This is a genomic window from Burkholderia paludis, assembly GCF_000732615.1.
GTDB lineage: Bacteria > Pseudomonadota > Gammaproteobacteria > Burkholderiales > Burkholderiaceae > Burkholderia > Burkholderia paludis.
In genome coordinates this window covers 23,546-38,449 of sequence record NZ_JPGL01000031.1, presented here as the reverse complement: position 1 = coordinate 38,449, position 14,904 = coordinate 23,546, and the positions used below count along the sequence as shown (strand labels likewise).

Annotated in this window: 10 protein-coding genes and 1 pseudogene; 3 read left to right on the top strand and 8 right to left on the bottom strand. The window is 68.6% G+C overall.

The features are described 5' to 3' along the window. Positions 1-19: 19 nt before the first annotated feature. The 4 genes from GQ56_RS0120365 to GQ56_RS0120350 all read right to left on the bottom strand — a co-directional run bounded on the left by GQ56_RS0120365 (position 20) and on the right by GQ56_RS0120350 (position 3,063). The gene (locus tag GQ56_RS0120365; RefSeq protein WP_031400374.1) at positions 20-745 is read right to left on the bottom strand and encodes a copper homeostasis protein CutC; all 726 of its coding nucleotides are present in this window, start codon (positions 743-745) and stop codon (positions 20-22) included. Between the two features lie 83 nt (positions 746-828). Next, positions 829-1,233 (bottom strand): hypothetical protein, encoded by a 405-nt coding sequence (locus GQ56_RS0120360; RefSeq protein ID WP_031400373.1) that lies wholly within the window; start codon positions 1,231-1,233, stop codon positions 829-831. After that, the gene (locus tag GQ56_RS0120355; protein ID WP_031400372.1) at positions 1,230-1,616 is read right to left on the bottom strand and encodes a hypothetical protein; all 387 of its coding nucleotides are present in this window, start codon (positions 1,614-1,616) and stop codon (positions 1,230-1,232) included. The genes GQ56_RS0120360 and GQ56_RS0120355 overlap by 4 nt, the downstream gene beginning before the upstream one ends. A 157-nt stretch (positions 1,617-1,773) precedes the next feature. Beyond that, complete coding sequence (locus GQ56_RS0120350) at positions 1,774-3,063, bottom strand: sensor domain-containing phosphodiesterase (protein ID WP_031400371.1); 1,290 nt, start codon at positions 3,061-3,063, stop codon at positions 1,774-1,776. 299 nt (positions 3,064-3,362) lie between these two features. Between GQ56_RS0120350 and GQ56_RS0120345 the strand changes: the two genes are divergently transcribed. After that, positions 3,363-5,030 carry a Na+/H+ antiporter gene (locus GQ56_RS0120345; protein WP_031400370.1) on the top strand — a complete coding sequence of 556 codons (1,668 nt, stop codon included), beginning with the start codon at positions 3,363-3,365 and terminating at the stop codon, positions 5,028-5,030. 95 nt (positions 5,031-5,125) lie between these two features. Here GQ56_RS0120345 and GQ56_RS0120340 read toward each other — a convergent pair whose 3' ends face one another. Continuing rightward, positions 5,126-8,698, bottom strand: a complete 3,573-nt coding sequence (locus tag GQ56_RS0120340) for an indolepyruvate ferredoxin oxidoreductase family protein (protein WP_031400369.1) — start codon at positions 8,696-8,698, stop codon at positions 5,126-5,128. 1,141 nt (positions 8,699-9,839) lie between these two features. On the opposite strand from GQ56_RS0120340, the gene GQ56_RS45595 reads away from it, so the two are divergent. After that, positions 9,840-10,007 (top strand): hypothetical protein, encoded by a 168-nt coding sequence (locus GQ56_RS45595; protein ID WP_160257544.1) that lies wholly within the window; start codon positions 9,840-9,842, stop codon positions 10,005-10,007. A gap of 898 nt (positions 10,008-10,905) precedes the next feature. On the opposite strand, the pseudogene GQ56_RS39440 reads toward GQ56_RS45595, so the two are convergent. Continuing rightward, a pseudogene (locus GQ56_RS39440) lies at positions 10,906-11,458 on the bottom strand (DapH/DapD/GlmU-related protein). 355 nt (positions 11,459-11,813) lie between these two features. Between GQ56_RS39440 and GQ56_RS0120330 the strand changes: the two are divergent. Further along, positions 11,814-12,428 carry a glutathione S-transferase family protein gene (locus GQ56_RS0120330; protein WP_031400368.1) on the top strand — a complete coding sequence of 205 codons (615 nt, stop codon included), beginning with the start codon at positions 11,814-11,816 and terminating at the stop codon, positions 12,426-12,428. Between the two features lie 61 nt (positions 12,429-12,489). Here the strand turns inward: GQ56_RS0120330 and GQ56_RS0120325 are convergent, their stop codons facing one another. Beyond that, positions 12,490-13,458 carry an ion channel gene (locus tag GQ56_RS0120325; protein WP_031400367.1) on the bottom strand — a complete coding sequence of 323 codons (969 nt, stop codon included), beginning with the start codon at positions 13,456-13,458 and terminating at the stop codon, positions 12,490-12,492. Between the two features lie 168 nt (positions 13,459-13,626). After that, on the bottom strand, positions 13,627-14,646 hold the full coding sequence (locus tag GQ56_RS0120320; RefSeq protein ID WP_031400366.1) for a sulfate ABC transporter substrate-binding protein: 1,020 nt from the start codon (positions 14,644-14,646) through the stop codon (positions 13,627-13,629). Positions 14,647-14,904 lie beyond the last annotated feature (258 nt).

Below are 14,904 nucleotides of genomic sequence, written 5' to 3'. Positions count from 1 at the left end.
TGTCATGCCGCCGCGCGCGTCACACGTGCGACGCCGCGCCGTCGAGCGCCGCGCGCACGCGCCCGACGCGCTGCTCGTCGACCGGCGCCAGCACCTCGCCGCGCGGCCGCACGCCCGAGCCGAAATGCACCGCGCGCACGCCGGTGGCGCGGACGAAATCGCCGACCGCGTCGATCGTGAGCCCGGAGCCGGCCAGCACCGTGCAGGTCGAGCCCGCCGCGTGCCGCACCAGCCGCGCGATCGTCGCGACCGCGTCGAGCACCGACGGATGGCCGCCCGACGTCAGCACCGACGTGACGGCCGGCACGCGCAGCAGCGTGTCGAATGCGGCGTTGAGGTCGCGCGAGACGTCGAACGCGCGGTGGAACGTCAGCGCGCGGCCGTCCGCCGCGGCCGCGATGCGGGACAGCGCGTCGAGATCGACGTCGCCGTGCGCGTCGAGCGCGCCGAACACCACGCCGTTCGCGCCCGCCGCGACGGCCGCGCGCACGTCGCGTTCGATCACGCGCAGATCGTCGGCGTCGTAGACGAAGGACCGGCTGTGCGGACGCACGATCACGTTGACGGGAATCGGCACGGCGGCCACGACGGCTTCGATCAGGCCGACGCTCGGCGTCAGCCCGCCCTCGGTGATCGCGGTCACGAGTTCGAGACGGTCGGCGCCCGCGCGGGCGGCGGCCTTCGCATCGCCGACGGTCGTGGCGATCACTTCGAGGAGGACGGCAGAGGCGGCGTTTCGGTTCATGGTGAGCCCGCGAATCGTCAGGACAATGCGGGCATCCTAGCCGAGCCGCGCGACGGGCGCCACCGTGCCGGGCACGGTGCGCGTCAGCCGCGCCGTACGAGCCACACGCCGGCGAGCGCGGACAGGCCGGTCACGACGGCGCCGGGCGCGAACCGGAACATCCGCACGCTCACGTCCACGCCCTGCTGCCGCATCACGTCGAGGATCCCCGGCGCCATCAGGAGCGTCGCCCAGCCGATCATTCCGAGCGCGGTGGTCGCGGTCGCGATCAGCAGCGCGATGCCCGCGCCGCGTGCGCGCGGCCGGAACGCACCGGCGAACGCGCCAAGGGCGAGCAGCACGGCCGAGACCACAAGGAGCACGGCGCCGAACACCCACATCACGCCTGCATGGCCCAACCGCATGAACGCCGTCATCTGCGCGGCGATTACGCACAGGCCCGCGACCGTATACAGCAGGATCGCCACCGCGTTGCGGACCGCGCTCAAGCGAACGACTGGCGGAAGTAGGCGGTCGCGGGGCGGCGGAACAGCAGGTAGACGAACAGCGCGAACAGCAGGACGCCCGGAATCAGCACCGCGAACATCGACATGGGCATGTTGACGAGCGAGAACGCGAAGCCGAACACGGTCGCCGCGATGTAGGCCTTGCGCGACCATTCGCGGCCCTTGAGGATCGCGATGCCGATCACGACGTTCGCGGCCTCGAGCAGCATGCTGATGGCAAACGTTGCCCAGACGGGCAGCAGGTAGTGCGCCAGCAGCGCCTGGGTGGTCGGCATGCCGATCGAGAACGGCGTATAGACGCACGTGATCGCGTTGGTCACGATCACGATCCACGCGAGAATGGTCAGCGAAATCGGTCTTTTCATGGTGTTTTCCTTGTATTCGCCGCCATGGTGGCCCCCGGGGCGGCGCTCGCGGGCACGAAGGCCGCGAACGCGCATTGTCTGGGAAGCCTGCGACGAACGCAACGACCGACCCGCGCCGCCGCGCGGAACGCCACCGCCGCCCGCGGTGCGCGCGGCGCTAGCCGGCGGCGTCCGCCGCGTCGTCGCCCCAGTCGATGTCGCCGCACAGCACGCGCTGCGCGTCGCCCACGCGCACCGCCACCGACAAGGTCACGCACGGCTGCGCCTCGTTGATCGACAGGTACGGCCGCGTGACCTGCACGCGCCCCGGCTCGGCGATAGCCGAACGGAAATACGGCCGGCGCAGCCAGTTCGCGCCCTGCGCGTCCGCCAGCGGCGAGAAACGCGCCTCGGCAAGCGCGCGGTCGGCGCGCAGCACGACGTTGCGGCCCGACTGCCGGCCCTGCGCGTCGAGCAGGAAGCAGCGCGCGGCCGCATCGAGCGCGAGGAAATTCCAGCACACCTCGTCGAGCGGCTCGCCGGCCGCGAGACGCTCGGCCGCGCGTTCGAACGCACGCACGTACGGCGCGAGCCGCTGCGCGTCGCGCCGCTCGCGCGCTTCGGTCTGCTGGCGAAAGCGCTCGGTCAGCTCGCCGATGCAGCCGGTCGCGGCGGCGCTGTCGGGCAGCCCCGGCGCCGGGCGGCCGAAGTAGTAGCCCTGGACGAAATCGGCCTCGCACGACAGCGCGATCTGCGCCTCGTGCTCGGTCTCGATCCCCTCGACGAGCACGAGCTTGCCGGCCTCGTGCAGCAGCGTCACGAGCCCGTGCAGGATCGCGGTGAGCCCCGTGCGGTGCGCGGCATGCGACAGCATGATGCGGTCGAGCTTCACGATGTCCGGGTTCAGTTGCCAGATCCGCTCGAGGTTCGAGTGGCCCGCGCCGAAATCGTCGAGCGCGATCAGGAAGCCATGCGTGCGGAATTCGCGCACGGCCTCGGCGAGCCGCTCGACGTCGTCCGCCCGCTGTTCGAGCACTTCGAGCACGATGCGGCGCGGCGGCATGCCGAGCCGCTTCAGGTTCGCGAGCAGCGCGGCCGCCTGGAACGGGTCGGTCAGCACCCCCGGATGGACATTGAGGAACAGCCACTCGCGCTCGGCGCCGAGCAGCGCGAAGTTCTCGAGATGCAGCGCCTGCGCGAGCCGGTCGAGCTGCAGCAGTTCGCCATGGCGCGCGGCCTCGCCGAACACGTCGAGCGGCGACACAGCGCGGTCGAGCCCGTCATGCGCGCGCAACAGCGCCTCGTAGCCCACCGCACGCTGGTGCGACAGGCTGAATATCGGCTGGAATACGGTCGTGAGCGTCAGGTCGTGATGCTGCGTCGCCAGACGTTCGAAGCCGGAGCTCACCTCCCGCTCGAACCGGTACGGCGACGCGGCGGCCGGACGCTCCTGTTGCACGATCGTCATACCCTCTTCCTCCTGGTGATGCGCTCGGACGCGGCGGCCGGCGAAACGGGCGGCGCGCGCGATGTCATGGTTGGACCCTCGGTTGCCCGGCTCGTGCCGGACGGCTGACCAGCATCAAGCAAGCTCCGTGCAAGGCGACGAACGGCCATGCGCCGCGCGGGTCCGCCGTGCCGCCGCACCACCGCGGCGCACGTCCGACGCACCATTTCAGTGCGCACGCACCGGCCGCTTGAACGCGTCCGTCGCGCCGACACGCTACACTCCGTACGACCGTTTCATTCCATGTAGCTGCCGTATCGATGGAAATCGTCTTCACAGTCCTCATCCTGCTGCTGACCGTCGCGCTGTCCGGCGCCGTCACGCGTCTCCTGCCGTTCCAACTGCCGTTGCCGCTGATGCAGATCGCGTTCGGCGCGATGCTCGCGTGGCCGCAACTCGGCCTGCATGTCACGTTCGATCCCGAAATCTTCATGCTGCTGTTCATTCCGCCGCTGCTGTTCGCGGACGGCTGGCGGATTCCGAAACGCGAGCTGTACCTGCAGCGCCGCGCGATCCTGATGCTCGCTTTCGGGCTCGTATTCATGACGGTACTCGCAGTGGGCTATTTCGCGCACTGGCTGATACCCGAGTTGCCGCTGCCGATCGCGTTCGCGCTCGCGGCCGTGCTGTCGCCGACCGACGCGGTCGCGCTGTCGGGCATCGCCGGCCGCGGCCGGATCCCGCCGCAACTGATGCACATCCTCGAAGGCGAGGCGCTGATGAACGACGCGTCGGGCCTCGTCGCGCTGAAGTTCGCGATCGCGGCCGCGCTGACCGGCATGTTTTCGCTGCGCGCCGCCTCGGTCACGTTCGTGATCGTCGCCGCCGGCGGGCTCGCGACCGGCGCGATCGTGTCCTGGCTGTTCAGTGCGCTGTCGACGCGCTTCCTGAACGCCGAGCAGGAAGGCGATCCGGCCCCCGGCATCGTGATGACGCTGCTCGTGCCGTTCGCGGCCTACCTGTTCGCCGAGCACCTCGACCTGTCGGGCGTGCTGGCGGCCGTGTCGGCCGGGATGATGATGAACTACACGAGCTTCTCGCGCAAAAGCACCGTCGCATCGCGCGTGCGCGCCGAAAGCACGTGGGCGATGATCGAGTTCGTGTTCAACGGCATGGTGTTCATCATGCTCGGGCTGCAGTTGCCGCACATCATCGGCCGCACGCTGGTCGATGCGCACCACACGAGCGACGCGCTGGTCGGGCGGATGATCTTCAACGTCTGCGCGATGATGCTCGCGCTGTACGCGATCCGCTTCCTGTGGGTGTGGCTGCTGCGCTGGTTCGCGAGCCGCCGCGCCGCGCGCCAGGGCCTCGCGGGCACGATGGCCGGCGTGCGCACGATCGCCGTGATGACGGTGGGCGGCGTGCGCGGCGCGGTCACGCTCGCCGGCGTGCTGTCGATCCCGGTCGCGCTGTCCGACGGCGCGCCGCTGCCGGGCCGCGACACGGCGATCTTCGTCGCGTCGGCCGTGATCCTCGGCTCGCTCGTCGTCGCGGTGATCGGCCTGCCGCTGCTGCTGCGCGGCGTACGGTCGTCGCGCAACCCGCTCGGCGACGAGGAACGCGCCGCGCGCGCGGCCGCCGCGCAGGCCGCGATCCGCGCGATCGATTCGTCGCACGACGCAATCTCGGCCGATCTCGACGAATCGGGCGCCGCGCGCTGCGCGGACATCTCCGCGCGCGTAATGGACCAGTACCGCCGCCGCCTCGCCACGCTCGCCGAGGACAGCCCGACGCCGCGCGCGGAAGCCAAGCAATCCGAAGCGATGGAGCTGCAGATGCGGATCGCGGCCGTGCGCGCGGAACGTGCCGCGCTCTACCGGCTGCGCAGCAACAGCAAGATCTCCGACGAGACGCTCACGAAGCTGCTCCGCGAGATCGACCTGTCGGAGACCGCGCTGTCGACCCGCAAGAAAGGCATTCTGTGACGTACCGGCGGCCGCCGGTGCGCAGCCGCCGCCCATGAAAAAACGGCGACGCTTGCGCGTCGCCGTTGCCGTTGCTGCTTCCGCATGCGGTCGCGTTACTTCGCGACCACGACCGGAATCCCCTTCAGCGTACCCGCGCCCTTCATCTCGTCGAGCGCATGCTGCACGGCCGCGCTCGTCGCCGCATCGATGCCGAGCTGCAGCGCGAGCTCGCGCTCCGCGCGCTTCACGCCGGCCAGGTTGCGCACCTTCACGTGGCCGAAGCCGCGCACGCGGGCGTGCAGGTCGGCCAGTTGCGCGACCTGCGCCGCATTGCCGGCGGTCGTCGCGGCGAGGGCACGCGCGAGCGTCGTCTCGTAGTCGTCGGCGAGCGCGCGCTCCATCCTGCGCTCGACGGTGCGGCCGAACGGATCGAGCCACGTGCCGCGCAGGCTGCGCACCCGCGCCAGCATGCCGAGCACCGGCCACATCCACTGGCCGAACACCCGCTTCTTCGGCGCGCCGCCGTCGCTGCCGGCCTTCGCGACCGTCGGCGGCGCAAGGTTGAACTTCACGCGATAGGCCTGCCCCGGCACGCCCTCGAACTGCGCCTCGAGCGCGCTGCGGAATGCGTCGTCCGTGTACAGGCGCGCGACCTCGTATTCGTCCTTGACCGCGAGCAGCCGGTAGAACGTCGTCGCGACCGCACGCGTCAACGCGTCGTCGCCCTTCGCGCGCGCCGCGCCCACCAGCGCACGGTAGCGCTCGACGTAACGCACGCCGCCGTATGCATCCAGGCGCGCCTCGCGATCGGCGATCAGCTCGGCGAGCGTCTCCGGCGCGACGTGCGCGGCCACCGCGTGACGTGCGTTCCACAACGCGTCGAGGCCCGCCGCGTCGCCGGCCGCCATCCGGCCGATCGCGAACGCGAGCTTGTTCATCGGCACCGCGACGTTGTTCAGCTCGATCGCGCGCATCATCGCGGCGAGCGACACCGGCACGAGGCCCAGCTGCCACGCATAGCCGAGCATCAGGATGTTCGCGCCGATCGAATCGCCGAGGAACTTCGCGGCGAGCGCCTGCGCGTCGCAGCTCGACAGGTAGCCGTCGCCGGCCGCGTGATGCATCTTCTCCAGCAGCGCGTCCGCGTGCAGGTTCGCGTCGGGGTTCTGCACGAACGACGCGTTCGGGATCCGGTGCGTGTTGACGACGATCCGCGTGCGCTCGTGGCGCACCGTCTGCAGCGCCTCCGCGCTCGCGCCGACCACCATGTCGCACGCGAGGAGCACGTCGGCCTGCTGCGTGTCGATGCGCACCTGGTTCAGCCAGCGGTCGTTCGACGCGATCCGCACGAACGACAGCACCGAGCCGCCCTTCTGCGCGAAGCCCATGAAATCGAGCACCGACGCGCTCTTGCCCTCGAGGTGCGCGGCCATGCTGATCAGCGCGCCGACCGTCACGACGCCCGTGCCGCCGACGCCCGTCACGAGCATGTCGAACGGCGCCGCATCCAGATGCGTCGCCGGCACCGGCAGCGCATCCACGCGCGAAGCCAGCGCCGCCTCGTCGAACGCCGCGCCCGCGGCCTTCTTCAGCGCCGCGCCTTCGAGCGTCACGAAGCTCGGGCAGAAGCCGTTCACGCACGAATAGTCCTTGTTGCACGACGACTGGTCGATGCGGCGCTTGCGGCCGAGCGGCGTTTCGAGCGGCTCGACCGACAGGCAGTTCGATTGCACGCCGCAATCGCCGCAGCCTTCGCACACCGCGTCGTTGATGAACAGGCGCTTGTCCGGGTCGGGGAATTCGCCCTTCTTGCGCCGGCGGCGCTTCTCGGCCGCGCAGGTCTGGTCGTAGATCAGCACGGTGACGCCCGGCGTCTCGCGCAGCTCGCGCTGCACCGCGTCGAGCTCGCTGCGGTGATGGAACGTGGTGCCGGTCGGGAACAGCCCGTGATGGCCGTCGTACTTCTGCGGCTCGTCCGACACGACGACGAAGCGCGACACGCCTTCCGCCTCGACCTGCCGCGCGATCTGCGGCACCGAGATGCTGCCGTCGACCGGCTGGCCGCCCGTCATCGCGACCGCGTCGTTGTAGAGGATCTTGTACGTGATGTTGGCCTTCGCGGCGACCGCCTGGCGGATCGCGAGGATGCCGGAGTGGAAGTAGGTGCCGTCGCCGAGGTTCTGGAACACGTGCTTCGTGTTGGTGAACATCGCGTGCGCGGCCCAGTCGACGCCCTCGCCGCCCATCTGGATCAGCCCGGTCGTGTCGCGCTCCATCCACGACGCCATGAAGTGGCAGCCGATGCCGGCCTGCGCGATCGAGCCTTCCGGCACCTTCGTCGACGTGTTGTGCGGGCAGCCCGAGCAGAAGTAAGGCGTGCGCTTCACCGCGTCGGCCTCGTTCGACAGGATCTGCGGCGCGACGAGATCGACGACGCGTTCGCGGCGGTCGAGCGCCGGCTTGTGCCGCGCGAGCCATTCGGCGAACACCGGCAGGATGCGCGACGGACGCAGCTCGCCGAGCTCGGACAGCAGGCAGGCGCCCGCGGCGTCGTGCTTGCCGAGCACGCGCGGGCGCGCGCCTTCCGTGCGGTTGTACAGGTAGTCCTTGATCTGCTGCTCGATGACCGGGCCCTTCTCCTCGATCACGAGCACTTCGGCCAGCCCGTCGACGAAGGTCTCGACGCGCGTCATTTCGAGCGGATACGACAGGCCGACCTTGTAGATCCGCACGCCGGCCGCGTCGAGGTCGGCCACCGTCAGGTCGAGACGGCGCAGCGCCTCCATCAGGTCGAGGTGCGCCTTGCCGCAGGTGACGATGCCGACGTTCGCCTGCGCGCTCGGCGCGATCCACTTGTCGATGCTGTGGGTGCGCGCGAAATGGCGCACCGCGTCGAGCTTCGCGGCGAGGCGCGCCTCGATCGTGAGGCTCGGCAGGTCGGGCCAGCGGTTGTGCAGGCCGCCCGCCGGCGGCGTGAAGCCTTCCGGCGCGGGCCAGTGCGTCTGCAACGCGTCGAGGTCGACGGTCGAGCCCGATTCCACCGTTTCCGAGATCGCCTTGAAACCGACCCACGCGCCCGAGTAGCGCGACAGCGCCCAGCCGTACAGGCCGAATTCGAGCATGTCGGCGATGTTCGCCGGGTTCACGACCGGCATGTGCCACGCGATCATCGCGAAATCGCTCTGGTGCGGCATCGACGACGACACGCAGCCGTGGTCGTCGCCCGCGACGACGAGCACGCCGCCATGCGGCGACGAACCGTACGCGTTGCCGTGCTTCAGCGCGTCGCCGGCGCGGTCGACACCCGGCCCCTTGCCGTACCACATCGCATACACGCCCTCGACCGTGCGCTCGGGATCGGCTTCGACGCGCTGCGTGCCGAGCACCGCCGTCCCGCCGAGTTCCTCGTTGATCGCGGGCAGGAAGCGCACGCCGCCCGCGTCGAGCAGTTTCTTCGCCTTCCACAATTGCTGATCGACCATGCCGAGCGGCGAGCCGCGGTAGCCGCTCACGAAGCCGGCCGTGTTGAGCCCCTGTTCGGTGTCGACCGCGCGCTGCATCAGCAGCAGGCGGATCAGCGCCTGCGTGCCGGTCAGGAAGATCCGGCCGCGCGTCGCGGTCAGGTTGTCGGTCAGGCGGTAGTCGGACAGGGCAGGCGTGCCGTCGACGGGCAGGCGGGCGGTCATTGGGGGGTGTCTCCTGATTGTGATGTACTGGCTGCGCGGCGGGACGTCGGCGACGTGTGGGGGCCGGCAGCGGATGGCTCTATTTTTTCGCGCGCAGCCGAGAATGTTTTTTCTCATCTTGCTCGGACAGCCCCGCGGCGAGAAAAACTGCCCAGGTTTTTACGTGAATTTGAGTGAGTTTTCGCGCGAGGAGGCGGGAGCGGGATGGATGGGGCGTAGCGGCGGGCGGGCCGTGCGGCGGGAAAAGGGGCGCCTGCCGGCTGGCGTTGCAGAAGCCCCCTCGAGGGTGCTCGAGCCCCGTGCATCAAGGGTTTCGGGGGTGCCGGGCCTCGTCTCTCACCGTTGCGACGCACAGTGTTCAGATTGGTCTGATGCGCCGGATGTCCACAACGCCGCTCCCCCCTCTGCTGACCGGGAAGGTATGCTCACTGTTCGGTTGCACAGCGTTTCGAGTGGCGTGCGGGCCGGGATATCCACATCCGGATCGCCATGCGGCTCGCTCGAACGTCGACGCTCACCTTTGAATTTCACAGCCCGGCGAGTGGGTTCCGGCGGTGGATATCCACATCGGCGGCGCCGCTTTTTTTCGATCCGCCGGCCACCCTCTCCGTTCGAAAACACAGGGGCGAGCGGGGTTCCACCGGACGGATACCCACGCCGGAACATGCCTGCCGGGCGATCGCGGGCACACGCTCACCGTTGAAATGCACAGGGCTTCGAGTGGGTCCGGCAGCCGTTATCCACGCCCCCGCCGGATACCGCCTTCCTGTGTCGCGCACTCCCTCACCGTCGCCAGTCACAGGGCTTCGAGTCGCTTGGGGCGCGGGATATCCACATGGCCGCGAATGCGCCGATCGCCAGCGCGGCGGCGGCGCGACGAGCGCCGAAGGCCCGTAACCCGCACCGGGAGCGGCTCGCCACCCGATCGGGCGCCGCCGCTCACCATCGAAATACACAGGGCCGCGAGTCGTTTCGGCAGCCTGATATCCACACCGGGCCCGCGTTGCGCGCCTGACCGGCATGACGCGCCAGGCAGTATTCGCGCCAGAATCGGCGCGCCTCGGTGGGCGGCCAGCCGATTGCATGCCTGCACTGGCGATTGAATGACATCGTGCGCCGAGCCGCTTCAAGGAGAAGCGGCGTGCCGAAACGCTCAATGCTCGGCGGGTTGCCCACCAATCGCATACCCGCACTCGCGCTTGAACGACACCGCGCATCGAACCACTTCAAGGAATGTAGCGACGTGCCGAAATACTCGATGCTCGGCGGACGGCCCACCAATCGCAACCTCGCACTCGCGATTGAATGACACCGTGCGTCGAGCCGCATGAAGGAGTAGCGACGTGCCGAAATGCTCAATGCTCGGCGGGTTGCCCACCGATCGCATACCCGCACTCGCGATTGAATGACACCGTGCGTCGAGCCGCTTCAGGGAATGTAGCGGCGCGCCAAAACGCTCAATGCTTGGCGAACTGCCTGCCGATCGCATGCCCGCACTCGCCCTTGAACGACACCGCACGTCAAGTTGCTTCAAGGAATATAGCGGCGCAGCGAAAAACTCAATGCTCGGCGGGTTGCCCACCGATCGCATACCCGCACTCGCGCTTGAACGACACCGTGCATCGAGCCACTTCAAGGAATGCAGCGGCGTGCCGAAATGCTCGATTGAAGGACCACGCACGCGCGCTCGCCGTTAGAATGCACGACCCTCCGGTCCGGATCTGGAACCGGATATCGGCATCGCCTCATGCACGCGGTCAGGTATCTCCCGCGCACATTCAGCTAGAATGCGCGGCGCCTCGTGCTTCGGCAAAAGCCCGAAACCCCGGCCGGAGCAGGCTCGGCGCGGGATCGCGCGCCTCCGCTCACCATCGGATTTCACAGCATTTCGCTTCGTCTCGCGGCGAGTTGTCCACACCCTTCTTCACGCATTGCGCGGTATCCGGCCATCCTCACCAGTGAAATCCACAGGGCGGCGAGTCGTTTCGAAGCGAGGATATCCACAACCGGGCGAACGCAACGATCCTCTTCCGCCTGTCGCGCGCCCATCCGCGCCGCATGGCCGGGGAAAACCGGAGAGGCTTGTCCCATGGGCCTCGGCGGCGCACTCACCGTTCGGATGCACAGCGTTTCGAGTGGCTGCCAGGCGAGTTGTCCACATCGGCCAGACGCTGGCCCATCGCATCGCCTTGTGCTCCCGGATGACGTTACCCGACGATCGCCCGGACAGCCGCTGCCGGATTGCCGCCGACCAGCGTATTCGCGGGAACGCCGCGGGTAACGACAGCGCCGGCCGCGACGATCGAATTTTCGCCGACCGTCACGCCGCCGATGACCGTCGCGCCTGAACCGGTCCACACGTTCCGTTCGATCTCGATCGACTTCGCAACGACGAAGCCGCACCGATGGTTCGACGGGATGCCCGGACCTGATCAGGCACACGTTCGGGCCGATCATCGCGTCATCGCCGATCTCGGGCACGCCCAGATCGTAAAGCGTGCAGTTCTGGTTGATGAACACGTTGTTCCCGATCCTCGTGCCGGTGCCGCCCGTTGCCTGGAACGGCGGGATTGGCAGGCCGCCGCCGTCCACCTGCATGCCGGCCCGTTCGCAGAACAACGCACGGACTTCGGCTGCATCGCCGAATGCCAGACGGTTGACGCGCGCGGTGATCGCCATCGCCCGCTTGATCTCCGCCGGCATGGCCGCCGATCCGGGCGTTCCGCGCGGAATGATCGTGGTGCGATCGTCGGTTGCGATACGCGACTTGCCTCCGGAGATTCCGTCGTGTCGCGACAGGTCCGCGGTCCTCGCTGAATGCGCGAGTGGCCGTATGCGCGAATGCCGCGGGTCGCAAAAGTCATTGCCTGGATGCCTGCCTGCATCCTGTCCGCCATTTTTTATTACTAGTTAAATAATAACTAGTCATATATTTACCCTCTTGCAGCATCAGGCTTCGCCCGGTTTTCCGCCCGCTTCATGCCGTACCGAAGGGGCATCCCGGAAGACGCGCGCAGCCGGGCGCCCCTGGCCGGGCACCCCTGTCCGAACCGCCCGTGCTCGGGTACGCTTGGACATCCACCGAACCGACACGGCACTCAAACGCGGAGGCGCGATGAAGCTCTACTACTGGCCGAAGACCCGGGCATTCCGGGCGCTGTGGATGCTAGAGGAAACCGGCGTGGTGTACGAACTCGTGCCGATCGACCTGCGCTCGCACGAGCAGGGCAGCGACGCGTTCGTACAGGTCAACCCGATGGCCAAGCTGCCAGCCCTCGACGACGGCAGCGCGCCGTTCGCCGAATCGGGCGCCGTGCTGCTCTATCTCGCCGACCGCTGCCCGGGCGCCGGGCTCGGCGTCGCGCCCGACGATCCGCTGCGCGGCCGCTTCCTCCAGTGGATGTTCTTCACGCCGACCTGCCTCGAACCGGCGATGGCCGAAAAATTCACCGGCGCATCGGGCAATCCGGTCGCATTCGGCTGGGGCAACATCACGCGCGTGCAGCGCGCGCTCGCGCAGGCGCTCGCCCACAGCCCGTGGCTCGTCGGCGACCGCTTCACCGCGGCCGACCTGCTGCTCGCCAGCACGCTGAAAATCGCGTTCGACGCGCATCTGCTGCCGCACGAAGGCGTGCTCGGCGACTATGTCGCGCGCGCGGAGGACCGCGATGCATTCCGCCGCGCGGTCGCGATCGAACACCGCGAAGCGGCGCGCCTGCTGCACGCGTGACCCGGCCGGAGCGGCGCGCGCCGCCGCCCGATCACGCCCGATCACGCCCGATCACGCCCGATCACGCCTGGGTGGCCGGGCCCCGTGCGGCGGCCCGCACGCCGGCGGACACGCCCGGCGAACCGTGCTCGCCGGGCTCGACGTCGACCGGCACGACTTCGTGAAAATGCGTGTAGTCGATGTGCGTGATGCCGTCCTCGTCGTGCATCAGGTCGACATAGCGGTGACGCCAGCGGATCTCGCCATGCACCCACGAATGACGCGCCTGCATGACCTGCGCGGTCGTCTCGTCCGAGCCCTCGATCGTGATCAGCAACGACGCGTCGCTCGCGGCAAGCGATTCGGGCGTCTCGCCGAACAGCACGCTCGATTCGTCGATCACGTGCATCAGGTTCCAGCCGAGCAGGAAAATCGGATGCTCGCTGCGCACGAGCGGCAGGTCGTGAATCTTGCGCAGCATATAGCCCTCGTGCGAGCCCTCGACACGCATCAGCCGCAATTTCGCCTGCGCCTCGGCGATCACGTTCTGGCGTGCATTCGCGGCGCGCACCATCAGCGTCATCCGGCCGTCGAGCGGCCGCACGATCGCATAGCGCGCGAACAGGATCTTCGCCCGCGGCCGCGAAAACCGCGCGAACACGAGCCCCGTGGCCAGCGCGATGCTCGACATCCCGACGAAGATCTCGAACGTCGCGACGAGATGCGCATAGAGGGTCTGCGGATGCATGTCGCCGTAGCCGACGGTTGCAAGCGTCTCGACGCTGAAGAAGAACGCGCCGCCGAACCCGGCCGGCGACTGGTTCGCGATCGGCGCCCGGCCGAGCAGGTAGAGCGTCGCGAAACCGCCGTTGAGCAGCAGGAACAGCACGGCAAGCGACAGGAAGAACACGGGCCAGCTCACCGTCAGCGCACGGTGATAGAAGTCGCGCCAGCCGAGCGACGGCATGCCGTATGCGATCACCGGGCGGGTGCCCGACCAGATCTTGCGGCCACGGCCGCGGGAGGCTGGGGAGGACGAATCGACGTTCATCGCGCGGCGCCGGTTGCAGGGAGGCGATGAGCGTAGCATGCGCGGCCGGCGGCCGGGAATGCGGGCCGGCTCGGAACGGAAATCCGCCGGCGCCGCAACGCAAACCGGCCGCGGAAGCGGCCGGTTTGCGTCGTTAGCGTGACGACCCGCGCGTGGCGGGCGCGGCGCTCACTTGCGGTCGACGATCACCTGGTCGAACGTGCCGCCGTCGGCGAAGTGGGTCTTTTGCGCATGCGCCCAGCTGCCGAAGACCTGCTCGACGCTGAACGTCTTCAGCGCCTTGAACTCGGCCGCGTGCTTCTTCAGCACGTTCGCGTCGCGCGGGCGCAGATGGTGCTGCGCGATGATCTCCTGCGCTTCCGGCGTGTACAGGTAGTCGAGATACGCCTGCGCGACCTTGCGCGTGCCCTTCTTGTCGACGACCTTGTCGACGACGGCGACGGGCGGCTCCGCGAGGATGCTCGCCGACGGATACACGGCGTCGAACTGCGCGCCCGATGCGCCGGTATCCATCAGCGCGACTTCGTTCTCGAACGTGACGAGCACGTCGCCGATGCCGCGCTGCGTAAACGTCGTGGTTGCCCCGCGGCCGCCGGAGTCGAGCACCGGTACGTTGCGGAAGATCGCCTTCTCGAAGTCGAGCGCCTGCTGGTCGGTCGCGCCCTTCTGCTTCTGGAAACCCCACGCGGCGAGATACGCGTAGCGGCCGTTGCCCGACGTCTTCGGGTTCGCGATGATCACCTGGACGCCCGGCTTCGCCAGATCGCTCCAGTCCTTGATCGCCTTCGGGTTGCCCTTGCGCACGAGAAACACCATCGTCGTCGAGTACGGCGAACTGCTGTCGGGGAAGCGTGCGCGCCAGTCCTTCGGCAGCAACTGGCCGCGCTCGGCGAGCAGGTCGATGTCGTTCGGCTGGTTCATCGTCACGACGTCGGCCTGCAGCCCCTGCAGCACCGACAGCGCCTGCGCGCTCGACGCGCCGTGCGACTGCTTGATCGTGACCGTCTCGCCCGTTTTCTGCTTGTACGCGGCGGCGAAGCTCGTGTTGATGTCCTTGTACAGCTCGCGCGTCACGTCGTACGACACGTTCAGGATCGACGTGTCCGCATGCGCGGCCGTCGCCGCCACGACCAGCGCGGCCGCCGCGCCCGTGTGCAGCCAGCGGCCGATCCCCTTGATGCTTGCCATCGTGATATGCCCCGCTTCCAGTGGTGGTGAATGTGCGTGACGGCACGCGTACGCGCTGTCATCGAAACGTAAGCGGGCATTCTAGCGGCCGGGCGCGGCGCGCCTTCCAATCAGTCGTGGAAAGCAAATCTCGAATTCTGCTAAACGGCAACGGGCGCTCGCGTACGCCGCCGATCCGGTGTTAAGATCGCCGCTCAGCCCACTCACGGTCCATCCATGTCCGCTGCCCTGCGTTCGCTCCCGATCCTTGCCGCCGTC